This window comes from Paenibacillus ferrarius (assembly GCF_002027705.1).
Classification (GTDB): domain Bacteria; phylum Bacillota; class Bacilli; order Paenibacillales; family NBRC-103111; genus Paenibacillus_E; species Paenibacillus_E ferrarius.
The window spans coordinates 1-23,482 of record NZ_MBTG01000014.1 but is presented as its reverse complement, the minus strand read 5'-3'; the positions used below and the strand labels follow the sequence as shown (position 1 = coordinate 23,482).

20 protein-coding genes are annotated in these 23,482 nt (G+C 46.4%); 5 read left to right on the top strand and 15 right to left on the bottom strand.

Going from position 1 to position 23,482, the window contains the following annotated elements:
* Positions 1-92 precede the first annotated feature (92 nt).
* The 3 genes from BC351_RS16600 to BC351_RS16590 are packed head-to-tail and all read left to right on the top strand — an operon-like array spanning position 93 to position 3,576.
* The gene (locus BC351_RS16600; RefSeq protein ID WP_158082110.1) at positions 93-1,436 is read left to right on the top strand and encodes a spore germination protein; all 1,344 of its coding nucleotides are present in this window, start codon (positions 93-95) and stop codon (positions 1,434-1,436) included.
* Positions 1,433-2,494: a GerAB/ArcD/ProY family transporter gene (locus BC351_RS16595; protein ID WP_079413862.1), complete on the top strand. Its 1,062-nt coding sequence runs from the start codon at positions 1,433-1,435 to the stop codon at positions 2,492-2,494. The genes BC351_RS16600 and BC351_RS16595 overlap by 4 nt, the downstream gene beginning before the upstream one ends.
* Positions 2,491-3,576 (top strand): Ger(x)C family spore germination protein, encoded by a 1,086-nt coding sequence (locus BC351_RS16590; protein WP_079413861.1) that lies wholly within the window; start codon positions 2,491-2,493, stop codon positions 3,574-3,576. Before BC351_RS16595 ends, BC351_RS16590 begins: the two co-directional genes overlap by 4 nt.
* 60 nt (positions 3,577-3,636) lie before the next feature.
* On the opposite strand, the gene BC351_RS16585 is transcribed toward BC351_RS16590, so the two are convergent.
* Complete coding sequence (locus tag BC351_RS16585) at positions 3,637-4,524, bottom strand: LysR family transcriptional regulator (protein ID WP_079413860.1); 888 nt, start codon at positions 4,522-4,524, stop codon at positions 3,637-3,639.
* Positions 4,525-4,637: 113 nt separating this feature from the next.
* On the opposite strand from BC351_RS16585, the gene BC351_RS16580 reads away from it, so the two are divergent.
* Positions 4,638-6,053, top strand: coding sequence for an MFS transporter (locus BC351_RS16580; RefSeq protein WP_079413859.1), 1,416 nt, complete (start codon positions 4,638-4,640; stop codon positions 6,051-6,053).
* 38 nt (positions 6,054-6,091) lie between these two features.
* On the opposite strand, the gene BC351_RS16575 is transcribed toward BC351_RS16580, so the two are convergent.
* The 14 genes from BC351_RS16575 to BC351_RS16510 all read right to left on the bottom strand — a co-directional run bounded on the left by BC351_RS16575 (position 6,092) and on the right by BC351_RS16510 (position 21,527).
* Positions 6,092-6,940 carry a carbohydrate ABC transporter permease gene (locus BC351_RS16575; RefSeq protein ID WP_341866000.1) on the bottom strand — a complete coding sequence of 283 codons (849 nt, stop codon included), beginning with the start codon at positions 6,938-6,940 and terminating at the stop codon, positions 6,092-6,094.
* 5 nt (positions 6,941-6,945) lie between these two features.
* Positions 6,946-7,860, bottom strand: a complete 915-nt coding sequence (locus tag BC351_RS16570) for a carbohydrate ABC transporter permease (protein ID WP_079413858.1) — start codon at positions 7,858-7,860, stop codon at positions 6,946-6,948.
* 74 nt (positions 7,861-7,934) lie between these two features.
* Positions 7,935-9,266 carry an ABC transporter substrate-binding protein gene (locus BC351_RS16565; protein WP_079413857.1) on the bottom strand — a complete coding sequence of 444 codons (1,332 nt, stop codon included), beginning with the start codon at positions 9,264-9,266 and terminating at the stop codon, positions 7,935-7,937.
* Between the two features lie 22 nt (positions 9,267-9,288).
* Positions 9,289-10,482, bottom strand: coding sequence for an acyl-CoA dehydrogenase family protein (locus tag BC351_RS16560; protein ID WP_079413856.1), 1,194 nt, complete (start codon positions 10,480-10,482; stop codon positions 9,289-9,291).
* A 131-nt stretch (positions 10,483-10,613) separates the two neighbouring features.
* Positions 10,614-12,167, bottom strand: a complete 1,554-nt coding sequence (locus BC351_RS16555) for a response regulator transcription factor (protein ID WP_079413855.1) — start codon at positions 12,165-12,167, stop codon at positions 10,614-10,616.
* Positions 12,154-13,905: a sensor histidine kinase gene (locus BC351_RS16550; protein ID WP_158082109.1), complete on the bottom strand. Its 1,752-nt coding sequence runs from the start codon at positions 13,903-13,905 to the stop codon at positions 12,154-12,156. Before BC351_RS16550 ends, BC351_RS16555 begins: the two co-directional genes overlap by 14 nt.
* 16 nt (positions 13,906-13,921) lie before the next feature.
* Positions 13,922-14,530 (bottom strand): DUF1349 domain-containing protein, encoded by a 609-nt coding sequence (locus tag BC351_RS16545; protein ID WP_079413853.1) that lies wholly within the window; start codon positions 14,528-14,530, stop codon positions 13,922-13,924.
* A 168-nt stretch (positions 14,531-14,698) separates the two neighbouring features.
* Positions 14,699-15,445 (bottom strand): ABC transporter ATP-binding protein, encoded by a 747-nt coding sequence (locus BC351_RS16540; protein WP_079413852.1) that lies wholly within the window; start codon positions 15,443-15,445, stop codon positions 14,699-14,701.
* Positions 15,446-15,472: 27 nt separating this feature from the next.
* Positions 15,473-17,083: an ATP-binding cassette domain-containing protein gene (locus BC351_RS16535; protein WP_079413851.1), complete on the bottom strand. Its 1,611-nt coding sequence runs from the start codon at positions 17,081-17,083 to the stop codon at positions 15,473-15,475.
* Positions 17,080-18,078 carry an ABC transporter permease gene (locus tag BC351_RS16530; RefSeq protein WP_079413850.1) on the bottom strand — a complete coding sequence of 333 codons (999 nt, stop codon included), beginning with the start codon at positions 18,076-18,078 and terminating at the stop codon, positions 17,080-17,082. The genes BC351_RS16535 and BC351_RS16530 overlap by 4 nt, the downstream gene beginning before the upstream one ends.
* Entirely contained in the window at positions 18,065-19,702 is a 1,638-nt protein-coding gene (locus BC351_RS16525; protein ID WP_079413849.1) for an ABC transporter substrate-binding protein, read from the bottom strand. Before BC351_RS16525 ends, BC351_RS16530 begins: the two co-directional genes overlap by 14 nt.
* A 54-nt stretch (positions 19,703-19,756) precedes the next feature.
* Positions 19,757-20,362 carry a hypothetical protein gene (locus tag BC351_RS16520; protein ID WP_079413848.1) on the bottom strand — a complete coding sequence of 202 codons (606 nt, stop codon included), beginning with the start codon at positions 20,360-20,362 and terminating at the stop codon, positions 19,757-19,759.
* A complete protein-coding gene (locus tag BC351_RS16515; protein ID WP_079413847.1) occupies positions 20,359-21,006 on the bottom strand; it encodes a hypothetical protein in 648 nt (215 codons plus the stop codon). Before BC351_RS16515 ends, BC351_RS16520 begins: the two co-directional genes overlap by 4 nt.
* Positions 21,003-21,527, bottom strand: a complete 525-nt coding sequence (locus BC351_RS16510; RefSeq protein ID WP_079413846.1) for a hypothetical protein — start codon at positions 21,525-21,527, stop codon at positions 21,003-21,005. Before BC351_RS16510 ends, BC351_RS16515 begins: the two co-directional genes overlap by 4 nt.
* A gap of 562 nt (positions 21,528-22,089) precedes the next feature.
* On the opposite strand from BC351_RS16510, the gene tnpC reads away from it, so the two are divergent.
* Positions 22,090-23,482 (top strand): IS66 family transposase (tnpC, locus tag BC351_RS16505; RefSeq protein WP_079413845.1); only part of this gene is annotated, 1,393 nt, incomplete at its 3' end.

Here is a 23,482-nt window from a genome sequence, read left to right as displayed (position 1 = left end):
TTTTGAAATTTTTTATGATTTTGGAGTAAATGACACACAAATGGAGGATATTAAGTCCAGAGGAAATTACATGTAAAAGGCGAGATGAGAGAATGAACACCTCGACAAGGGAAGCAAAACTAGCCTATATTGATCAAGTTTTTGAGCTTAATTCTGATTTTATTACGAAAGAAACCTATATTTATCAGACCCAGATCCAAGTATGCTATTTGGGGACACTCGTTCATTATGAAGATACTTATGACACACTGGTAGCCAGGTTGTCGTATCTGCATGTCAAGGATAACCCGATCGATCAGATCGCCTTATCCCCTTCCACAAGGGTGAATGTCCCCTTAACCGAGATCGTGAATTCCATCTTACAAGGTATGTTGATTATTTTCCCCCTAGAAGGTTACGAAAACATCGTGCTTGAGCCCTCTTCAATCAACAGTAGTCGAAGTATTGTGGAAGCCCAAACGGAGAATCCGATTCAGACATCATTAGATGCCTTTACGGAAGACATGTATGCCAATATAAGTCTCATTCGCAGAAAAATGAGGATCAAGGATTTGCACGTCCAGACTTACACCCTTGGGGCGGAGCTCCCTCGTGAAGTGGCTGTTCTCTATGTGGAAGGGCAAGCCGACCCGAATGTCATTCAACTCATCCATAACTGTTTGAATGAAAACGCCAGCATGGATATTTCTGATGTGCAAGGACTGATGAAAGCTCTTAAACAGCCTAGTTACAGTATTGTTCCTACGTATCTAACTTCTGAGCTTCCTTCCACAACCAAGCACAATTTGATGGACGGCCGCGTGGTCATCTTCTTGGATCATTTTCCATTCTCACTTTCATTCCCCTCGATTATATCGGACTTCTGGGATGTAAAAACGGACAAAGATCAACCTACCTTGTATATGTATTTATACAGGATTGTTCGCATCACGAGTTTAATCATCGCCATTACGATGCCAGGGTTATATGTGGTGCTCAATTCTGTCAATCCTGAACTTTTGCGTATCCAGTTGGCTGTCTCGATCACAAATTCCAGGGAGGGCGTTCCCTATCCTGTCCTTGTTGAATTGTTAATGATGCTGTTCATCATTGAAATGGTCATCGAAGCGAGTATTCGTCTTCCCAAAAGTATTGGGCCTACCATTACGATGGTCGGCGGTATTATTCTGGGACAAGCTGTCGTTTCGGCCAGATTAGTCAGTTACTTTCTAATTATTGTCGTAGCCGGCTCGACGATCGCACATTTTACGATGGGCACGTATATGAACACTGTCTCCATTCGGTTGTACAAGTATGTCGTAATCGTGTTTTGTGCTTTGTATGGCATACTCGGTCTTATGTCGTCCATCGCCTTGTTTTGTTTTTACCTGGGTACGATTACAACGTTTGAGGTGCCTTATTTGAGCCTCTCCACCAAAAGAGAGAAATCCAAATGAGCAATAAAGCCCTATTAACGATGTTTGTCGTCATTCACCTCTCGTTATACTTTTATATCTATCCTGTCAAAATGATTGAAGCAACGTCCACAGGGCATTGGGAGCCTATTATTGTTGGTTTTCTTATAGAATTGTGTTGTGTATGGGTATATATAAAGGGGCTCTCTGCTTTTCCCGGTAAGGATATTGTGGATATATGTAAAATGGTAGCAGGGAATTGGATGGCTCGCCTTCTGCTTATTCCTTTGCTGGCCTTTTTATTTTTGAATTCCAACATTACCCATAGCTATGAGATGGAATCGGTCAGTATCCTTTTGCTGCCTAATACCCCAACGTATTTCATTGTATTGCTCTATGTTATTCCCCTTTATATTGCCTGGAAAGGCTATGAAGCAATATCAAGGGGCGGGATCTTGTTATTCATCTGTGTGCTTCCTTTGGTTATATTCTCATTGATAAGCGCGATGAGTAATTTCGATTTCAATAACATCTTTCCCCTCTATGATACTCGGTTGAATTTCTTCAAGAGGCCGATGTTTTATTCTGCCTTTTTTGCACAAGCCGGTTTCTTATTCTTAGGTATGGTTAAGCTGAGGCACAAGCTGCCTTTGCGCTATGTCATAACTATTTTAGGCATACTTTTTATTTTTGCTTTATCCTCTGTTTATTTGCCTATGCTCATTTTTGGGCAGGAATCGATTATCTATTTTCGCTACCCGAATGTGTTGACATCAGATACGGTTGACAGTGAATGGGTTGTATTTGATTGGCTGCCTACTTTTTTTGTTATTGCGATGATTGCGATCGCCATGATAGAAACGGCAGTGACTTTCTGGATGATGGCAACGCTGATCGAAAAGCTGTTTTTGAAAAAGAAAAGGGGGATAGCTGTCCTCATCGTTGGCGTATTATCTTATATCTTCAGTTGTTATTTGGATAATATTGATACGTTGGAGAAATTTACTATCGTGAGTACCTGCCTCTGCTTCTACAGCATTATTGGTATACCGCTTGCCGTCATTCTCATGAGTTTGAGGTATAGGAGGAAACCTGCTTGATCCGTCGCTCATTCCTACCGGTTATACTTCTGCTAAGCACTTTAAGCGCGCTCCTTACAGGTTGTTGGGACACGAAAGATATTAATAAGCGACTCATGCCTGTTGTTATGGGAATATGCAAGGAGAAAAATCAGGAATACCGAATTATCTTGCAAATTCCTAGTCCTCAAAAGCAAGGCTCGCAATATATGGAGAGCAGCTCCGCGACAATCACCAATGCGATTGATAACATTCGGACAAATTCAGAAAAAGGAATCGACCTTCTGCATATCCGACTGTTTCTCGTCTGTGAGAAAACGGCAAAGGAAGGTATTGGCGATATTATCGATTACGCGGTACAGGCAAACGATATCTCCATTAAAGGGTTGCTGGCGATTGTTAGAGGGAACTTCGATGAAGTTATCCATCATCAAATCAATGCGAATCCAGAGCTTTCTTCTTATGATTTTTTCAGTGAGCAGGCTGGCTGGACACCCGAAAGTACGATAACACGCTTATGGGAAGCCTACCGGGATATCAAGTCTTATACGCAAGATATGTCGATTCCGATTCTCACAAAAGGAACGGACACCCTGTATAGATTTGAAGGATCTTCCATCATGCGTGTAGATAACATGGTTGGTGAAATTTCATCTGATGAAGTATTGATTTACAATGTCTTCCAGGAAAAGTATACCGGAGGCACCATTGAGGTTGCCGACCAAAGCAGTGTTAAGATTAAAAAAGCAAGTATTAAACATTCCGTTAAATGGACTGCATCAGGACCTCAATTAAAGAGTCGTATTCTGATGAAAGTGGAAATTTTAGAGAATAAAAATGAAGAATCCGAAGAGCAGATTGCATCGAAGCTCAAACAAACCATTGAAAAAAGAGCCAATAAATTAATAACTCAGCTTAAAAAGGATCGGGCAGATGCCCTTGGCATCGGTCAACTCTTTCGAAGAAAGATGAACGAAGAACAGATTAAAAATTGGAAACAACATTGGTATTTGAATTTGGAGAATGACATTACCGTAGAAATTACTATACTTAATAGTATTTATTTGAAATCTCCTAATAAAATCAAGAAACCAGTGTCTTAAAAAGTTCAATAAACAAGCTGGCGCCGTGACTCTAACGGTGTCAGCTTGTTTATTGTCCAATTAACTTGTTTGTTCCGAGATCGCCTCAAAATATTCCAAAACGACCTCGCGGAATTCCTGAGCAGCCCGCGAAATGTACCGGCTTTTGTGCCGCAATAAAGCAATCTCTCTTACCAATTCTTGTTCCTCAACTTGGAGATAATGGATCTGTTCCCGTGAATTCATTGCCGTGCTAGGTATGAAAGCAATGCCAATTCCGGCTTCCACGAGAGCACTTAGCCTGGTTGGCTCATTCCCCTCATACACATAGTTAGGTTCAAATCCAGCTGTGTGGCATACAGAGTCCACTAAATCGCGAGTATTGTAGCCTCTTTTTACACCGACAAATCTTTCGTCCTTAAGTTCTGTTAAAGATACGCTGCTTTGGTCTGCCAGCCGATGCCCCAATGGAACAGCTACAAGGATCGGGTCGATGAATACTGTTTGACATTCAATATCATCCCCTTGGATGGCAGGTGAGGACAAGCAGTAATCGACCCCTCCCCGGTGAAGAAGCGTCACCATTTCCTGGGTGGTCAGCATTTGCACATGAAACTGGATTTGGGGATGTTTTTTCTGAAATTCTCGAAGGATATTGGGCAGCGTACTTGCGTTGGTTACTGCCAATTCAATTGTGCCATGTTCAGGGCTGGACAAATCGCTAAGCTCCTGCTTTCCCTGTTCCAATTCAAACAAAGCCCTTTCTGCTCGATGGAGGAATCTGCTTCCGAACTCATTCAATCTCAGCTTCCTCCCTGTTCGATCGAAAAGTGGGACCCCTAAATCTTCCTCTAGGCGTTGAATCGTTTTACTAAGCGACGATTGAGTAACGTGCAGGCTTCGAGCCGCTTCGGTCACATGCTCCAATCGGGCTACCGCGAGAAAATATTGCAATTGAAGAAGCTCCAATTCGTCCCCTCCTTTCATTCCCTCAAGTCAATGAGATCATAACATAAAATGCGTTGGAGTAAATATCCGATTTCAATTACGATATCATTAATACACTTAGGAGGAAAGCATAAATGAATACTCGCAATAGGTGGTTGATGATTTCTGTTGGACTGGGGATGCTCTTGAACCCGCTAAATTCTTCGATGGTTTCTGTTGCTATTCCAAGACTGCAAAATGCGTTCCAGCTTGACTTTACAGTTGTTTCTTGGATTATCTTTTCCTTCTATATCGCAAGTGCTATCTCTAATCCTGTCGTGGGAAAAGCCAGCGATTTATTCGGACGCAAGAAAATCTTTCTTATCGGGCTTGTAGTAGCTTTCGTTTCATCATTATTAGCTCCCCTATCACCAAACTTTGGTTGGCTCATTGTGTTTCGCATTGTGCAATCCATCGGAACCAGCATGATGATTTCAGTTGGAATGGCCATTATTCGAATTCATATTACGGAGAAACAAGCGACTGCACTGTCTGTTCTGACCATCTTCCAATCCGGTGCGGCAGCCATTGGCCCCTTTATTGGCGGGATTTTGATTCATTGGTGGGACTGGCCCGCTATCTTTTTCGTCAATATACCGTTCGTGGTCGTAAGCTTTCTATTCTGTTGGAAGACTATTCCTAAGGATGAAAAGCCATCATCCTTTGTGCGCGGCATGTCCTTTCGCAAATGGTTGGATCTGATTGATGCGTCAGGGATCCTTCTCTTCACAGTGGGACTAATTGCCCTGCTTGTTGGATTGTTGTCGGTTAAATCATCTGGGCATGTCTCCTTCATGAATGTCATTGTCGGTCTAATAGGCCTTATTGCCTTGGGGGCTTTCGTGCGTCATGAGCTGCAAGCAAAGTCACCCTTCATTCCTTTGCGCACATTCGCCAAATATCCAGCTTTAACTTGGGTTAATGTCCAATTCATGGTCGTGAACATACTCTTTTACGCACTCTTTTTTGGAATTCCGTCCTACTTGCAAACCGTACGTCATGTCAGTGAGTTCCATACAGGCATTCTCATGTTAAGCTTAGGGTTGTGCTCGCTCATTGCTTCTCCGCTAGCAGGACGATGGATCGACAAATCAGGACCAAGATCGGTATTGCTGGTATCCGCAATTCTGATGACACTCGGGTCCGTGTGGATCGTAACATTGAACCAAACTTCACCGGTTATCAGCGTATGTTTGGCATTAGCTGCCTTCGGTATCAGCAATGGGTTGAACAGTGTCGGTATGCAAGCAGCCTTGTTCAAAAGTTCTCCAAAAGAAATAATCGGTGTAGCATCCGGCTTATTCAGTACCTCACGAAACCTGGGAGCCATTCTCTCTTCATTACTCATAAGTATCGTAATGGGAGGTTCGTTCAGCTTCAGGGGATTTCGAGAACTTGGAATTATCCTCACGATCATTGCCTTATCCTTGGTACTCATGAGTTGGAAGCGCCGGGAGTCAGGTGAATTGCAAGAGCAGACAAACAGCCGCAGTCAAGGGCTTGATAAATAACCCCTTAACTGCAGCTGTTATACGTCATTGATACCTGCTTATCCTTTGAGCCCTGTTGTGCTGATCCCATCGACCAGATATTTCTGAAATCCAGCAAAAACGAGCACAACAGGTACAAGCGATAAGACCGACATGGCGAATAAAGCGCCCCAATCGGTTTGCATCGTCGGATCCGAGAAATTTTTGAGCGCAAGGGCGACGGTAGCCAACTTGGGCGAATTGAGATACAACAATGGACTGAAAAAATCGTCCCATGTCCAGTAAAATTTGAAAATCGCTACGGTGATGATTGGGGAAATGAGCAGCGGAAGAAGAATACGCGCCAAAATGGCAAATAATCCGCAGCCGTCAATTTTGGCCGACTCATCTAGTTCCTTCGGAATTCCTCGTAAAAATTGAATCAGCAGGAAAATAAAGAATGCTCCGCCAAAAAAGGAAGGTATGATTAACGGCTTGAATGTGTTGATCCAACCTAGCTTCTGGAATAAAATATATTGCGGAATCGTCAGTACTTCACTGGGCAGCATCATCGTCGTCATCATGCAGGCAAACCAAATGGCCGCCCCGCGAAACCGAATGCGCGCAAAGCCGTAAGCCGTTAAGATCGATGAAATAATCGTTCCGAAAACAGACAAAATCGTCACGATAAACGAATTTTTGAAAAAAACGGCAAACGAGATTCCGGCAAATCCTTTAAATCCGTTCGTATAATTATCCAATTTGAGCGTGGATGGAAGTAACTGGTGCGCATGGACGAAGATTTCACTCGTATCTTTCAGCGAGCTTGACACCATCCAGAGCAGTGGATACATCATAACCAGTGCAAATCCTATGGTAAAGGCATGCAGCAGAATCGCTTGCAAGGTTTGTCGTTGTTTGGTCATCATGCTGCCTATTCCCCCCTCGATTCATAGTGCACCCAATTGCGGGAAGTCGCGAACAGCGCGGCTGTAAAACAGGCAATCACCGCAAGCAGCACCCAAGCCATAGCAGAGCCATAGCCCATTTCATAATAGCGGAATGATTTCTCATACAAATACAAGGCGTAAAATAATGTTTTATCGAAAGGTCCGCCCCCTGTTACAAGCATGCCTTCGGTAAATACCTTAAAACCATTAATAATTCCCATAACTAAATTAAAAAAGATGACGGGTGTAAGAAGCGGCAGTGTGATCCAACGCAATCTTTGCCAAGCTCCTGCACCATCTACAGTTACCGCCTCGTACAGCTCCTTCGGCACCTGTTTCAAGCCAGCAAGAAAGATCAGCATCCCTGAACCGAACTGCCATACGGCAAGTAGGACAAGCGATAAAATAGCCGTCGATGGATGCGTGATCCATGAGGTCTGAAAGGTTTGTCCTGTCACCGCTGTCAGCAGTGAATTAACCGCGCCTTGCGCACCGAACAACTGGCGCCACATCACAGCCACTGCGACGCTGCCGCCGATTAATGTGGGCAAATAGAAAGCAGAGCGAAACAAGCCCGCCAGTTTCAAACGCGTATTCAATAGAATCGCCACGCCCAGTGCGAACAAGAGCCGCAGTGGAACGGCAATAAATACAAAAAGGAGCGTTGCAGTCACTGACTTCCAATAGCGCGGATCGCCCGTGAACATCGTCTTGAAATTATCGATTCCGACCCATTCCGGCGAGGATAAAATATCGTATTTCGTAAATGCGAGCGCAAGCGATACGATCATCGGTATTACGGAGAACAGTATAAATCCGATGAGCCAAGGCGAAATGAACGCATAGCCCGCCGCATTGCGATAATCTCGCAGCTTCTTTGCTCGCGTTGGTTGCGCCATGCCAAGTTCCTCTCTTTCCTTCAGCGAACTGCAGGGAAGAAGTCAACTACCTCCCGCACAGTGTTCCGCAGCTATTATTTCCCTTTGGCCAGAATGGCGCTTGCTTCCTTGCGGAATCGCTTTGCCCCGTCTTCCGGCGTTATTTTCTCGAATAAGACCTCATCGCTGATATTTTTGTACACCTTGGCAACTTCCGCTCCTGCCGCTGGTTCCGGTGCATCGATCGCAGACGCATACTTCTCTACATTCGTTAAATAAGCAACTACACGTTTCTGTGTTTCAGTAAATGTATCTTGAATACCTTGAATGACTTTAGGGTTATAAGGCATGCCAAAGTAAGCATTAAGTGATTTAGCCGCTTCAATATTGTTCGTGTAGAAATCAATAAAGAGTGCAGCTTCCTTCGGATGCTTCGACGATTTGGCAATCGAATGGAAGAAGGATGGCTTAATGTACATCCCTTTGCCGTCTCCAGGATACATGGCTAGGCCAACATTCTTTTTCAGCTGTTTTTCCATGATATCCACGTGATTGCTCCAGTAGGAGAATCCGCCGAAAGCCGTTTGTCCCTTCGTAAAGGGCCCATCCTCCAGGCTTTTCACTTCAAGCTCAGTACCCAGCGGTGTCACGAGACCATCCTTTTGCCAACGAAGCTGTTGTTTAAAGAAGTCGACGAAGAGCTGATCGTCCTCATACCCCAGTGCATCCTGCCCTTTGTTGAACAGAGACTTGTCATGCTGGCGAAGCCAGACGCTGAAATGGGATTGCGCAAGGTGGGTGTCACCGAAGATGCCGAGCTTATCTTTGATCGTTCGCAAATCCTTCTCATACTGCTCCCATGTATAATTGTCTGCTGGCGCTTTGACACCGGCTTTCTCAAGCAGCTCCGGATTATAGAACATGACCAGTGCATTGTTGCCGATGTTGATGCCGTATTGCTTGTCATTGAAGCGGCCGCCGGCATTATGAATCGGATTGACGCCTTCGAGATTAATCGTTTTGTCCTTCATATAATCATCAAGTGGAAGAAGCAAATTTTTGCCTACGAAATTGGTGATTTTGGAGTAATCCATCCGAATGACATCCGGCAAATTGCTCGAAGCGGCAAGCACGCTCATTTTATCCCAGTAGGCGTCGCCAGCGTAATATTCGGCCTCTACCTTAATGTTCGGATAGGCTTTCTGAAACAACTGCACGACAGCATTATTCCTGTCTACAGTCAACTGCGAGCCAGCCCAGTAAGTCATCCGCAGTGTAACTGGATCTTTGGATACAGGAGCTGTTGTGGCCGAAGCCGTGGCCGCGCTTGTTTCAACCGGTGTACTGGAAGTACCGCTAGAGCACCCTGCCAATGCCATGACAGCGCTCAAAGCTACTGTTAAACCTGTTATTTTCGTTTTCGCCATTGTGATTTCCCATCCCCTTTTTCTATTTCATGATCTGTTTGACTTCATCCAAAGCTCTTTGCGCGAATCCGTTGACCACTACGTCATCCATCGGTGGATTGTGCAGACCTGCGCGTACGTCGCGGTACATCCGCTCTAGCGGCAGGCTCCTCGACAAGCTCGCAGCACCGACAATGCGCATCGCCGTATCCACAATCGAGATTGCATGATTCGTGGCCACATGCTTAGCGAGCCCCAGCTCTGGCTTCAGCGCCGCGCGCCGCTCCGGCTCTCGATCCCATCGGTCAGCTACCGAGTAGAGCACCGTACGCGCCGTTGCAAGCGCGATGTCCATTTCTCCAATTTGTCGACGAATATTCGGCAGTTCAGCGATCGGCGTGGTCAAGCTGTTCGGTCGATACTGCGACGCAAATTGAATTGCAAAGCTCCTGGCCGCATACGCAATCCCGATGTAACAAGCGGGAATATGCAATAGCCAACCCCCGTCGTCAGGTGTTCGTTCCTGGCGAGGTGCCCCTGAGAGATGAACCACCTGGTCATCCGGTACGAACACATTCTCAAGCACTACGTCATGGCTCCCCGTCGCTCGCATGCCAAGGGTATTCCACGTTTCTTCCACACGAACTCCAGTTCCGACACGAACGAAAAACTCCCCAGTCTCCTCTGTGCCTTCAATCGCCGCCGAAACGGTAAAGCAAGTGAGGATCGGACTCAGCGTGCTGTAGGTTTTGCGTCCGCTCAGCAGCCAGCCCCCCTCTGCAGCAACAGCCTTCGTTTCCGGTCTTCCTCCCCGACTTGGGCTGCCGGTTGCCCGCTCAGATGCCAAATGATTAACGAGCGCCCCCGTTTCCACTGATTCCTGGCAGAATCGTTCGTACAACGAAGCCGGCCAAGCATTCGTATAGCGCAGCTGATGCAGCAGGCCAACATGCCAGCCCACAGCAAGTGCCGTAGAGCCATCGCCTCGTGCAAGACGTTCTTGGGCAAGCACCATTTCGTACAGCGACGCTTCTTCTCCCCCGTAAGCGCGCGGCACCGTCAACAGCAAGTAACCGGCTTCACGAAGATCAGCGAAATTGTCGAACGGGAAGCTTCCCTCTGTATCATGTTGTGCGGAACGCTCAGCGAAGCGAGCAGCCAAGCGGTCCGAGCGTTCAGCAATCTCAGCCTCTCGCTCGTTACGAATAAACAAGTCAAACCCAACGTTCTTAGTCATCTCTTACTGCCCTCCACTTATAAACACATGTGAATACTAGGAATTAAATCGAGTATATACCGGATTCATCCAAACCGACATAGAAAAAACCGATACGTTTTTTGTGAAAATCCGAGAGAGCCCGCAGGCCCTCAGCGCTGTTGTCCGGCAAGGCTTTTCCTGTATTCGAGTGGCGAATAACCGGTATACTTCTTGAACACATTGCCAAAATATTGCTGATCTCCGCCAAAACCGGAGCGTTCAGCGATCTCATATATTTTGCTTTCGGTCTCTATAGCAATTAATTCCTTCGCCCGTTCGATGCGCAAGCGCGTCAAATACAGCGAGAACTTTTCGTTCGTCTCTTTGCGAAACAAGCGTCCCAAATATTCCGCGTTCATGAACAGATGGTGCTGGCCGAGCCATTGCAGCGATAATTCTTCATGCGTCAAATAATAAGCGATCAACCGTTTCATCCGCAGGACCACCGCTGTACCTTTATGCATGGTGGATGCCTCGAATCGCCGTCCCTCGCTTTCCAACTCCGCAGCGATATACGATTCGATGTCACCGAGCGTCGGCAGACTAAGCAGCTGGGCTGTCTTGCGCAGCAGTTCCTCCGGAGGCGTTTCTTTGAGCATCGCCGTCATCAACTGCAAGATCAGGCTTAGCGAGGTGGGTCGGTCGCAGCGAGCGGCGGCGAGCGCCCTGAAGAACGCGGCTAATTCGTACCGCGCTCCCTCGATGTCGCCGGTGCGGAGGGCGGCGGCGATCAACTCGCCGCGAGCCGCCTCGGGCGCAGCGGCAGCGGCGAGCGCCGGCTCCGCCAGCTCGCTTGTCGCGATGCGGCCCGCTCCGAGATAGAAGGCGCGCGCGGCATACGCCAGCGCGTCCTTATATAAGCGCGCGAGCGCATCCGGCGGTCCCGCATCGCTGACCGCCAGCGTGAGCCGCAGGCCTGGGCAGCGGCTCAGCAGCTCATCGCGCAGCCGCTCCGCGGCGGCCACTGACGGCGCAAGACCCGCGTCCGCGACGGAAGCAAGCAGCCGGTTCCCGGCTACGGCGCTTTGTCCGAGCGGACGGCCCGCCCCGCTCTGCGCGGCGGCGACTTCGCGGACGCGCAGTTCTTGGCAAGCCGTGGCCGTCTCCCACTGCACGAAGATAAGCCGCAGCTTCGACTCAAGCTGCCTGACAGGCCGCAGAAGCTCTGCCTTATTCGGCGCCAAGGGCTCCTCCAGCAGCAGCGCTAGCAGCGGCTCGCGCTCCGTTAGCCAGCCGTCGCTGGCCTGGCGAGCTGCTGCGAGCAATTCGTTGCGGCGGCGCAGCTCGTCGAGCTCGCGGATAATCTCACGCAGCGCTCCTTCAATCTCCTGCTCATCGCAGGGCTTGAGCAAATAATGTTTGACGCCGTGATTCATAGCCCCAACGGCGAGATCGAATTCGTCGTAACCGGACAACACCGCGAAACGCGTTTCAGGCCATTGTTCTTTTGTCCGGCGAATAAGTTCCAGACCGCTCATTCGCGGCATTTTGATATCGGTTAGAATAATGTCCGGGCGCAGCGCTTCGATTTGTTCCCATGCCTGAAGCCCATCTGCCGCTGTTCCAATCAACGCTAGTCCAAGCCCTTCCCAATCAACCGTTCTGGCAATAGCCTCACGAATGATCCTTTCGTCGTCGACCAGTAAAATATTATAGATGTGCATGGCTGCTTCTCCTTCTTCCCTCGGCTTTCGTTCCCGGCGGATTCAGCAATAGCGGCACTTCGATACGGATGACCGCTCCCTGTTGAGCTCCTTGCTCAATCCGGATTCCGTAAGCATCGCCAAACCATAATTGAATCCGATCGTGGATATTGGATAATCCTATTCCTGTGCTGCCCGATAGTGAATCAATCGACGATTCATCTTGCTCAAGTGTTGCAGGAATACCTGGTCCTTTGTCCTGTACAAGGATTACCAAACGGTCAGCTATCGTCTCCGCTTTCAAGGATATCTCGCATTGCCCTGTTTGTGCATCAACGCCATATTTCATGCAATTCTCCACTACTGGCTGCAAAATCAACCAAGGCAGATGAAGATTAAGAAGCTCTTCCGGTATGTCCGCAGCATAAATCAGCCGTTCTTCAAAGCGAAACTGCTGAATCGTGATATAATTCTGGAGTTGTGCCAGCTCCTCGCGCAAGGTCACGAATTCCTTCTGCCTGATTGTACTGCGCAGCATATCGCCAAGCGCCTTGACCATACGTGCCAGATCACTGTGCCCGTAGCCTTTGGCCATCCAGTGAATCGAATCGAGTGTATTGTATAGAAAATGCGGATTCACCTTGGCCTTTAAGGCTTCATACTCCGCTTCCTTGAGTTGAATTTGTTTCACATAGTTCTCTTTAATTAGTGCGTCAAGCCTTGCCGTCATTTTATCAAAATTACGATTCAAAATATTAAATTCATCCCTGTATACTGGGTATATGGGTTCGCCAATTTCAAAATTCCCCTTCTCCACCAAAGAAATGCGCTGGGTTAGCGCCTCAAGCGGTCGGGTCATACTTAGCGAAAAGCGCATGCCAACCCAGAACAGAGCGACAGCCAGCAGCACATATAAGCTGAGCAGTACGTTTTTCATCGTGTTCACGTGACTGAAGACAGATTCATAGGAAATAAAATTAACAAAGGTCCACCCGGTATACGCAAGTGTAAATTGCGCCGCCAGATAGCTTTTTCCATTTAGTGTAACGACGTTGGAGTCACCTTTGTGTACAACTGGCAGAGGCAAGTCGCGATTGCTTGTGAACAACAGGCGATCCCCGGATGCAATCATCAACTCGGAATCGTAATCCCCATGTTTCTTGCTTGAGGCGTACACCACCTTGGGCGCTTCGACACCGATCATCAGTGTGCCGAGCCGCTCCAGACTCAAATCAGCAATTTCGCGAATGTCTCTCACGCTGTAAAACGTTTCCTCCCGCTCTTCCCCGCCGACCCAGACACTAGCCCCGATTCGTTCATTGGCAATGCGGCGATAACGCTCCTTGTTGCCTTCGTTAATGCTGGCAGCGTTCACCCCAGCGCTAAGAAGGTTGCCGCTTGAATCGAGAATTGTGATCGACGAGACAGAGAAATCCGATTGATGGTAAGTCAGCAGCTTTCGCTTCAGCTTATTGGCGGCATCAAAGACCTCGTAAGACGACGGTAACGTCTTCATCGTCTCCAGATCTGCTTGCACTTCCGGATCGGAGAAAATGGTTAGCGACAGTTTGTCGATTTCCCTCAATTTCTCCTCCATCCGCTCGGAATACAAATAAAATTTGTCGGAAGCCTCCCGATAAATAATTTGCTCATACAGCTTATGCGACTGCTTCACAAATACCCAGGCCAGCCCGCTTGAGGCAAGTACACCTGCCAGAATAAAGATAAAAAGCTTATGCTTAATTTTCAGATGCTTCATAATCATCATTCGTCCTTCACTTTTCTATGGGAGGATCGACATGAAGATCTTGGTCTGGTTCTGTGAAGCTCCAGCGAGTGAAGATAACCTCAAATCCTGCGCGCGTTGGCGAGCAAGTATAAGGACCTGCCTGATTCCCGCTTACGTAAGGGAAACGTGCTACCCGAACCGTGCGCCATCCGTGGTGTTCTGTCCGTGCCCTAATTATCACAGCATCCTTCATAATCGAAGCGCGCAGTGTGACTTCTTCGCCTGCCCAATCCGGTACAGGCGCGAGTGACCAGTCAGAATAGCCATCGGTTACAACTACAGAAAGTTGTGGAATGCCGTCATTGATTTCAATCCCCGTTTTAATCCATTGCCCGGAACTATGGTACAGCAGAATGCCTGCCTGATCATAAAGTTCTGTAAATGAGCCGAGTTGAAACGATACCTCTACCGCTGTGTTGTTATTCCAATCTGTTAGTAAAGCGGGCCCGTCCTCGTGCTCGAAACCATATAATGTCTTTTTCCAGAAGTCTTTTCCTATTTCAGGAGAAACCTTAAGGAAACTTCCTTCTATCTTGGCAGAAAGAGGTGAATTCAACCATGTTCCTGTCTCCCAGTTCATTCTCGTTATTGTCATCGATATGTCCTCCCTATGTGCCATTATGGAACAAATTGTTTTATGATTCTTCTAGATCAATCATGACATTATTATCTGATTTCGTCTAGATCCGTGTATTTCTGTCTCCTAATCTACAAAACAAAAACCCATTTGCATGATGACAAACGGGTCTCTGGTCAAATCGAACTATGTATAATAGAGCGATCTTAACAAGGCTTTCGTATAATCCGATTTCGGGTCAGAAAGCATTGTTTTCGTGTCGCCCGCCTCTTGGATAACTCCATTTTTCATTACGGCAACATGATCAGCAAATCCTGAGATCGTATCCAGTCGATGTGTGATATACAGAATGGACATTCCCTCAGACCGTTTTAAGGATAACAGGAGCTGAAGCATCTCATTCTCTATCGTCGGATCGAGGGCCGACGTAATTTCATCGGCAACGAGCAAGGACGGCGACATGGATAACGCTCTGGCCACCGCAATCCTCTGCTTCTGTCCACCCGAGCATTCCGCAGGATAACGATCCATGAAATCGGCGGACAGCATCACCTTTTCCAGCAGCTCCTCCGCTTTACTATACGCTTTTTTCTTAGGATATTTACTTAAGCGAAGCGGCTCTGAAATAATGTCTTTCACTCGCCAATAAGGATTCATTGAACGGTCAGGGTTCTGGAAAACAAGCTGAATGAACGAAGCTGGCCTATCCGTTATTGGTACTTGAAGGTGTTCTGCCCACGTAATTGAGCCGCTTGTTGGCTGCTGCAAACCTACGATCAACTCGGCTAATGTTGATTTTCCTGAACCGCTCTCACCGATTAGCGCAAATATTTCATTTTGCCGCAACGTTAGAGATACGTCATCTACAGCTTTAGTTATTTGCCCTTTTACGCTATTTGCATAATGCTTGGACACCTTTTCTACACGTAACAACGCGTTCACTCCCAGCTTAGCTTCTCATTATACAAAATGATGGTAAAGCTGCTTGCCTTTTCTTAAATACAGCTGCTTCGGTTCGCCCTCCACTTGCGCGCCATCCTGAAGCACGATAATGCTATCAGAAATATGCAGCGCTGCAGGAATATCGTGTGTGATTAAGAGAAGCGTCATTCGATGCTCTTTCACTTTTTTGACTAGCAAATCGAACACTTCTCTTTTCACAATCGGATCTAATGCCCCAGTAGGTTCATCGGCAATCAGCACCTTGGGTTTATTCACAAGTGCGAGTGCTATTAAGGCTCTGCTGAGCATTCCTCCGCTTAGTTGATGAGGATATAAAGACATGACTTCGGCTTTAAGCTGTACCTCTGCCAGTGCGGCAATTGCAGCCGCATGTTTCTCTTCCATGTTTGTTTGCAGCTTCATCGTTTCATAAAACTGCCTGCCGATCGTCATAATTGGATTAAAGCTGTTCCTTGGATCCTGAAAAATATAGGCGGCATCAATCCATCGCTGCATCGTACACAGCTCTCCATCCCTATAAATAGGTTGACCGCCAATCATCACGGTGCCTTGCACCGAATCATGCGGCACAAGACCATAGATGGTGCGTGCCATTGTCGTTTTACCTGAACCTGATTCACCAACCAGGGATGTTATGCTTCCCTGCTTCACCTCAAATGAAATGGGATAAACAATATGTTTATCACCATACATGACCTTTAAATCTCGTACGACAATAGCAGGTGGTTGTTCATCGGCAGCATCTGTTAGCTGTTCCTTGTCTTTCAACTCTACAACACGGCTCTCTCTACGATTCAGCTTAGCTGCAAACAGATTTCCTGTAACCTTGCTCTCTCCAATCAGCGCTAGTGCAATGGTGACGAAAAGTATGGCAACTGCGGGAGGAACGATCATCCACTGCCATGCATCCGACATAAATGTTTGTGTTCGCGAGAACGCATCCTGAAGCATTTTCCCCCATGATACGGTACTTGGATTACCCACGCCCAGAAATGACAAGCTTGCTTCCATCGCAACTGCCGTGCGAAAAGAAAGAATAAACTTTGTCCGCACAAGCGGCCAAATAAAGGGCAGCAGATGGCGAAGCAAGATATACCTTGTTTTCCCGTTATACAGCTGGGCTGCTCTGACAAACTCTCTTTCCTTCAGCGAAAGCACAGATGCTCGAATCAGCTTCATATAACCAGGCCAAGTTAGCAAACCAAGCGTTACTATCAGCTGCCACGTGCTGCCTCCTGTAAAAGAAGCAACAATTAGGATAAGCAGCAAAGAAGGAAGAACTAACAGCATATTGGCGAAACCATTCAACAGCGGATCCAATCTTTTGGAATAGCCCGCAAGCAAACCCAAGTTCGCACTCAAAATCGTACTGATGAAGGCAACCATAATCCCAATATAAAGATTCGTTCTGGCCCCATATACAAGCTGACTATAAATGTCCTGTCCAATGGCGTTCGTACCCAGCCAATATAGTTTGGAAGGGGGCATTAAGCGGTCTCCATCTATCGTATAAGGTGATGTCATGCTGACCATAGGCCCAAATATGGCAACCAATATGTACATACCGAATAACAAAATACCAACACGCTGAGACCAAGTTAGCTTCATCCCAGCTCACCTCTCTTCACTGCGGTCCGAATCCGTGGATCCAGATACGGATAAAGGATATCGGCAATCAAATTAAGAAAAAGCACAAACAAGGTCATCATGAGAAATAGACCGTGCAATAACGGATAATCCCGAGCAAGAATCGCCTCTTGAAGCAGCTTGCCCACACCTGGATAAGCAAACACCGTTTCTACAAGAATGGAACCGGCCATCAGCGCTCCCATGCGAATAATAATCATCGTTACAAGCGGTAATGCAGCGTTGCGGGCAATATGCTGGAAGATGATTCCGCGTGAGCCAATCCCTTTTGCTGATGCAAATTCAATATACGGTTCATTGCGTACACGGATTGCTTCATTACGCATTAGCAAATAGATCCCTGCAAGACTTCCTATTGTAAGCGTAAGAGCTGGAAGTACGGCATGGCGAGCGATGTCTAGCGCATGATCGATCCATAAATCAGAGCGTAGAAATGCTGTTTGAGCACCGCTCAGCGGAAACCATTTCAGCTTTACTGACATGGAAATTAAAAGGATCATCCCGATTAGAAACTCAGGAATCGTACTCAAGCTAAGCATGGACAGAAACAAGCTGCGGTCCGTTTTACCTGGATATCGCCACGCTGAGTATAGCCCTGCAAGCAAACCTATGATAATTGATAAAATGCTTGAGATTCCAACAATACATATCGTCCATGGCAAACGTTCGATAATTATCGAGTAGACAGGTGCTTTATAATTAATCGACAAACCGAAATCAAAGGTAAAAATTCCTTTTAAATATTCTATAAATTGTACGCCCACAGATTGATCCAAATGATAGTACTCCAGCATTGCCACCTTCTGTGCTTCGGTTAGAAATACAACGCCCTCTTCGCCGCCACCCGTAATATATTCAACGGGCCCCCCCGGCAAAAGCCGAGGAAGCCAGAAGTTGAGCAGCAATACGAATACCAGCACGAGCAGGTAGGATACGTATTTATTATTTTTTAACATTGACTAGGAACACCTTGTTTTCCCATAGCGGCATACCATCCGCTATCCCACCGTATGTGTTCTTCCAGCGATCAAACGTTGCAGCTTTATGAATTTCATAAAATGGGCGGTGATACAGCACCAGCGTAGGCAGCTCTTCAGCAAGAATATCTTGCATCTGGTTTACGATTTCATGACGTTTCGCATCATTAACTTCTTGCATTTGTTTATCAGCAAGCTTATGGAACTCGTCCAACTTTAGGCTCTTGCCTCGTGAGGAGTACGTATTTGCCGCTTTTCCGGAGAACCACAATCGCAAATAATCGGGATCGCCGCTTGCTCCAATGTGACCGGTCAAGGCAATATCATATTTATTCTCACCTAAGGCAACCGTGAAAGCAGCCGAATCGAGTTGTACCAGATTTAATTCGATGCCCACCTTTTTGAGCATTTCCTTCATCATGGTTGCATCCGGCATGGCCGAGGATGTCATCAGGTTTAATTTTAAATCTTCGCGAACACCATTCGCATTTTTCTTATAGCCAAGCTCATCCAATATTTTTTCCGCTTGAGCAGGGTCATAAGCGTATTGCTTCACGTTCTTGTTATACCAAGGCGAATTCGTAGGTACCACCCCGGCATTGCCGACCATTGGTGTGCCACCTGTTACTTTCGCTGAAATCTCTTCACGATTCAACGCATACGCAATGGCTTGACGCAACTTTTTATCCCCTAATTTGGGATGATCCATATTGAAGGAAATACGTACAACACTACCTGTTGGATCGCTTTTAATCGTTTTAAGGCCTGCTTTTTCAGCCGATTGTACGTCAGCATAACTTGTCGTATACGCTTGATCGATTTCGCCGTTTTGCAAAGCAAGCAGCTTATTCGCCGCTGACATATAGGCAATTTCTTTGACCAGCACTTGGCCTTTAAAGAAGTTGTCGTTAGCTTCATATAAATATTGTCCAGAAGCCGAATCATACTTTTTCAGCTTATAAGGACCTGTTCCGACTAAAGCAGCAGCATCGCGGAACTCTACAGGTTTGGTGACTTTTTCCCATACATGCTTAGGAATGATCGGTACAATCCCCACCAAATCACTAAGGAATGGCTCATAGGCATTATTCAGATGAAACGCTACGGTCAAATCGTTCACTTTCTCAACACTTTTAATTTGACTGATGTCCCCATTCCAGTTATATGGATACGTTTTGTAATAATTGTAGCTGAATACAACATCGTCCGCCGTAAAGGCCTGACCGTCGTGCCACTTTACATTCTCTTCGAGCTTAAACGTATACGTCAGTCCGTCTTTGCTTGTTTCCCAGGATTTAGCAAGCCACGGAATGACACCTTTATCGTCTTTCCAAGTCAACGTGTCAAAAATAAACGAATTTCTCAAATACCCAAAAGGACCCGACGAGCTAAAAGCAAATGGAGATGGATAACCGTTATTGCTGCCGGCAATTTTCAACATATCTACGGTTGGAACCGTAGTTGCCACAGAAGCCGCAGTTTGTGTGCTTTTAGGCTGGGACTCATTCGTGCTGTTAGCGTTATTTCCCCCACTACATCCTGCAAGCAGTAAAGTAAAACTCAACGTTAATAAAGCGAATGGCTTATATGTCTTCTTAAACATTTCTTCTTGTCTCCCCTTATGAAAATCATTCTCAATATTAGATGAATTTGCACGCTATATCCGCCCATTTGCCAGCCATGGCAGAAACCCGTCCAAGAATCGTTCAGTAGCCGGCATAAAATAAGAACCATAATGATATTCAGGATCAAGCGTCGTTAAAATAAGTGTCCCCTGCGTGCTTTGCTTGTCTACATACAGAATTGAACCGTCGTTCTTAATCTCAATAAGCGATTGGGCTTCATGCTCAGGAAAAAATACGCCATGATAATGCCATGTTGCGTCTTCAAGCGTTATGTACCGGAATAAATCATGTTCGGGCATTGTCAGTACTAACCCGCTTTGGGCGCCAGGTTCAAGCCACCACCAGAAATTAGTAGGACGAGATTCCCAGCGATGATTCGGAAACCAACTATGATGCTGAGCGCCTAAAGCAACGACCGTTTTCCCACTGTTCAGAAAAGCATGAATTTGCTCCATATGGCGTGTAACCTGCTCTTGGTGTATTTGCGAAGGGACGATTAGCACATCAAACTGATTCAAATCCGTTTGTGCAAGCTTTGGCAAATACAGCAATTCAGCAATATAAGGTTTGTATTTGGGTTCTGTAAAAGAACGGTGCTGATGGGAGCTGCCTGAATAAAGAACCGCTATCTTTCTCATACTTGTGCCCTCCTACGCTGCAGCGATTGATATTCTTCATAAAGAAATCTATGAAACTGCGCTCCGATCCGTCCTGCACTATTTGATGAATGACGATAATTCAGTAAATTGCGCCCAGCATGCACAACAATCGTGCCTTGGCTGCTTTGACGATCGATATAAGTAATGGGTTCTTCCCCTGCCAGCCTCAGCAGCACTTCAGCACCTTCTGGAAGCGGGTGATGTCCACGGCTGAAGAAACCGGCTACCCCTTTGTTGAACGTAATATCATCTGACAGCACGCCATCAAAAATCGGATGATCAAGCACGGTAACTTGATAATCGAGATAACTATGAATCGTTTTTGGCATAAATAACGATGCGCCCGGAATCCAATGACGAAACAATTGTCCGCCAAAAAACAAGATATTGCCTTGATCCAAAAATGCCTTAATGCGATCTTTCTGATCGAACATTAATTCCTGGTCAATAAACTCATCCATAATTAGAAACTTATGCCCTGCTTCGAGCAAATCATACGAAGCAAAGTCATATTGATCAAGCACCTTCATATTGGGATCACTTTGGCCATCAGGAACAGTTTGCTCGCTAAAAATAGCTCCTGAATCCAACAATAGGAAGTCAGCTGCGGCAATCCTGCTCATGAAAGTCTTTTAACCTCCAATAGCTCAGATTGCGGAAGTGACAATGCCTTCTCACACAAAGCAGCTTTGAGTTGTTCATTTGCCGCTGTATCTTCTGCCGTCATCGTTCCTTCTCGACCTTTTTTCAAATAATCATAAAACACAGCAGGCAAGAAATCTGCTTTCAAAGCAATCTCCACTGACGCCCCTTGTGAATCCGAAATAACATAGGCATAAGATTGAGGACGGTGCGGATCATATTGGGCTACAGGATAATGAACATCCACCGTGTAAGCTCCTCGTGACACTGCCCGAGTCGTATATTCGAATGCATCACGAAAACCAGGGCCAGCATGACCTGAAATGACTGATAAAGTGCTTCGTTCCGGAGCTTCATCTCCATATAATTCGGCTAATGCCGCCTGAACTGCACGAAAACCAACACCGATAGCCATCAAAGCTAATTTTCCATGATAATTACGAAGTTCGGAGAACTGTAAAGTTAAAACCTCTCCACGATCTTTTACTTTTACGAATGACATGTGAACACCTCTTTGCGATTGATAATCATTATCATACACTTGATGATAATGATTATCAATGATAATGGCGCTAATTCTTATGTCCCTGTGTCTGTTATGTGAAGGGTATAATTGGATAATTGTCAATATAGCGATAGACTGTAATTGTATTTTCCAGAATTAATAGAGGCTGTCTCGAAGTACTCTTGGGCAAGGGAAAGCCCCTTTCTCTTGACTTATTTGGGGTAAGCTGCGAGGCAGAGTTCTTGGGACACCTCGACTCGATTACCTTTGGTCCGTATATTTCGCAATTGGCATAATTCCTGCGATTATGCATCCTTTTGGTCTTGGGAACTGGAAAAAACGCAAAAAGCCTGCGATTATGCAGTTTTTAGAGAACTTTTTGCGATTTCAGGATGAAAAAATCAAAAAAGCCTGCATAATCGCAGGCTTTCATTGTTTTCAGACGATTTGATCGAAAAAGCCTGCATTTTCGGTTACTACTCAGCACCTTATTCAAATTCTAAAATTTGGTTTAATAGATAGTAACCAATACTTTAGAGTGAACGAGGTGAGAGGCATCATGAATATAGAAGAAATTGATCGGATTATGCTCAGTGACTTGGCATCCATTAAGTCACTCATCCTGTCTCTGGTTGCCAAGGTTGAGCACCTCGAAAACGAAAATAAGGAGCTTAAGCGGCAACTTGGCCAAAACTCGCAAAACAGCAACTGGCCGCCGTCTAGTGACCTGAAGCGTGAACCTAAGAATCACCGGAAGTCCGGCGGAAAAAAGGGAGGACCTGTCGGCCATAAAGGGCATACCCTTTCTTGCATAGACGATCCCACTACAACCATTATTCATCCGGTTTTAGTCTGTGAGAACTGTGCGGTCTCACTTGAGGACGTCGCATGTCTAGGGTATGAGCGTCGACAGGTTTTTGACATCCCTGTTCCTGTCATGGAGGTGACGGAGCACCGAGCCGAGAAGAAAAAGTGCCCATGTTGCCACACCTTGCAGAAAGGCATCTTCCCTAAAGGCGTCCATGCACGTGCCCAATACGGTGAGCGGTTCACTGCTGTAGCCGCTTATTTGCATACGCACCAAATGCTCCCGCTTGCTCGCACAACCGATCTTCTTCATGTGTTGACGGGGTGTCGGCCAAGTCAGGCAACACTTCTTTCAAGTATCCGTAAAATGGCTGAAAGCTTACTTCCCTACGAAGAGGTCATTCGTCATAATCTCCTTGCCAGTCCCGTAATCCATGCCGATGAAACGGGCGTGCATGTAGACAAAGAGGGACACTGGGTTCATGTGAACAGTACGAAGAACTGGACCTTGCTTGGTGTCCATTCTAGCCGCGGAACCGCGGGGATGAAGTCGCTAAACGTACTGCCTTCCTATACGGGTACAGTGATCCACGACTTTTATGGGCCGTATTTTAAACAGGATAAAGACTTTACCTTCAAACATGCCTTATGCAATGCCCATTTATCTCGGGAGTGCAAAGGGATTGAGGAATATGACGGGCATCGATGGGCCAGCGCTATGCTCACACTGCTGCATACAAGCTGGTCCATCACCCGCAAGACCAGAAAATTAGGTAGGCCACTTACCGAAACAGCCATCGGCAACTACGAACGACGGTATGAGATGATTCTAGAGATGGGAAAGGTCGAGCTCGAAAAGGAGCCCCTGCTCCAATCAGGGCGCAGGGGAAAACCGCGTAAGAGTAAGGCCGCAAATCTTTGGGCACGATTCCGTGACCACAAGGAAAGTATCTTGGGGTATCTTCGAGATGCCAATATTCCCTTTGATAATAACCAAGCCGAACGTGATCTTCGCATGATTGCCGTTAAGCGGAAAATATCCGGCTGTTTTCGTTCGGAAACGACCCCGGGCTTCTTTGCGACCATCCGAAGCTTTATCTCCACGTTGATTAAACAAAATCATCCTATTCTTACATCACTGAAAT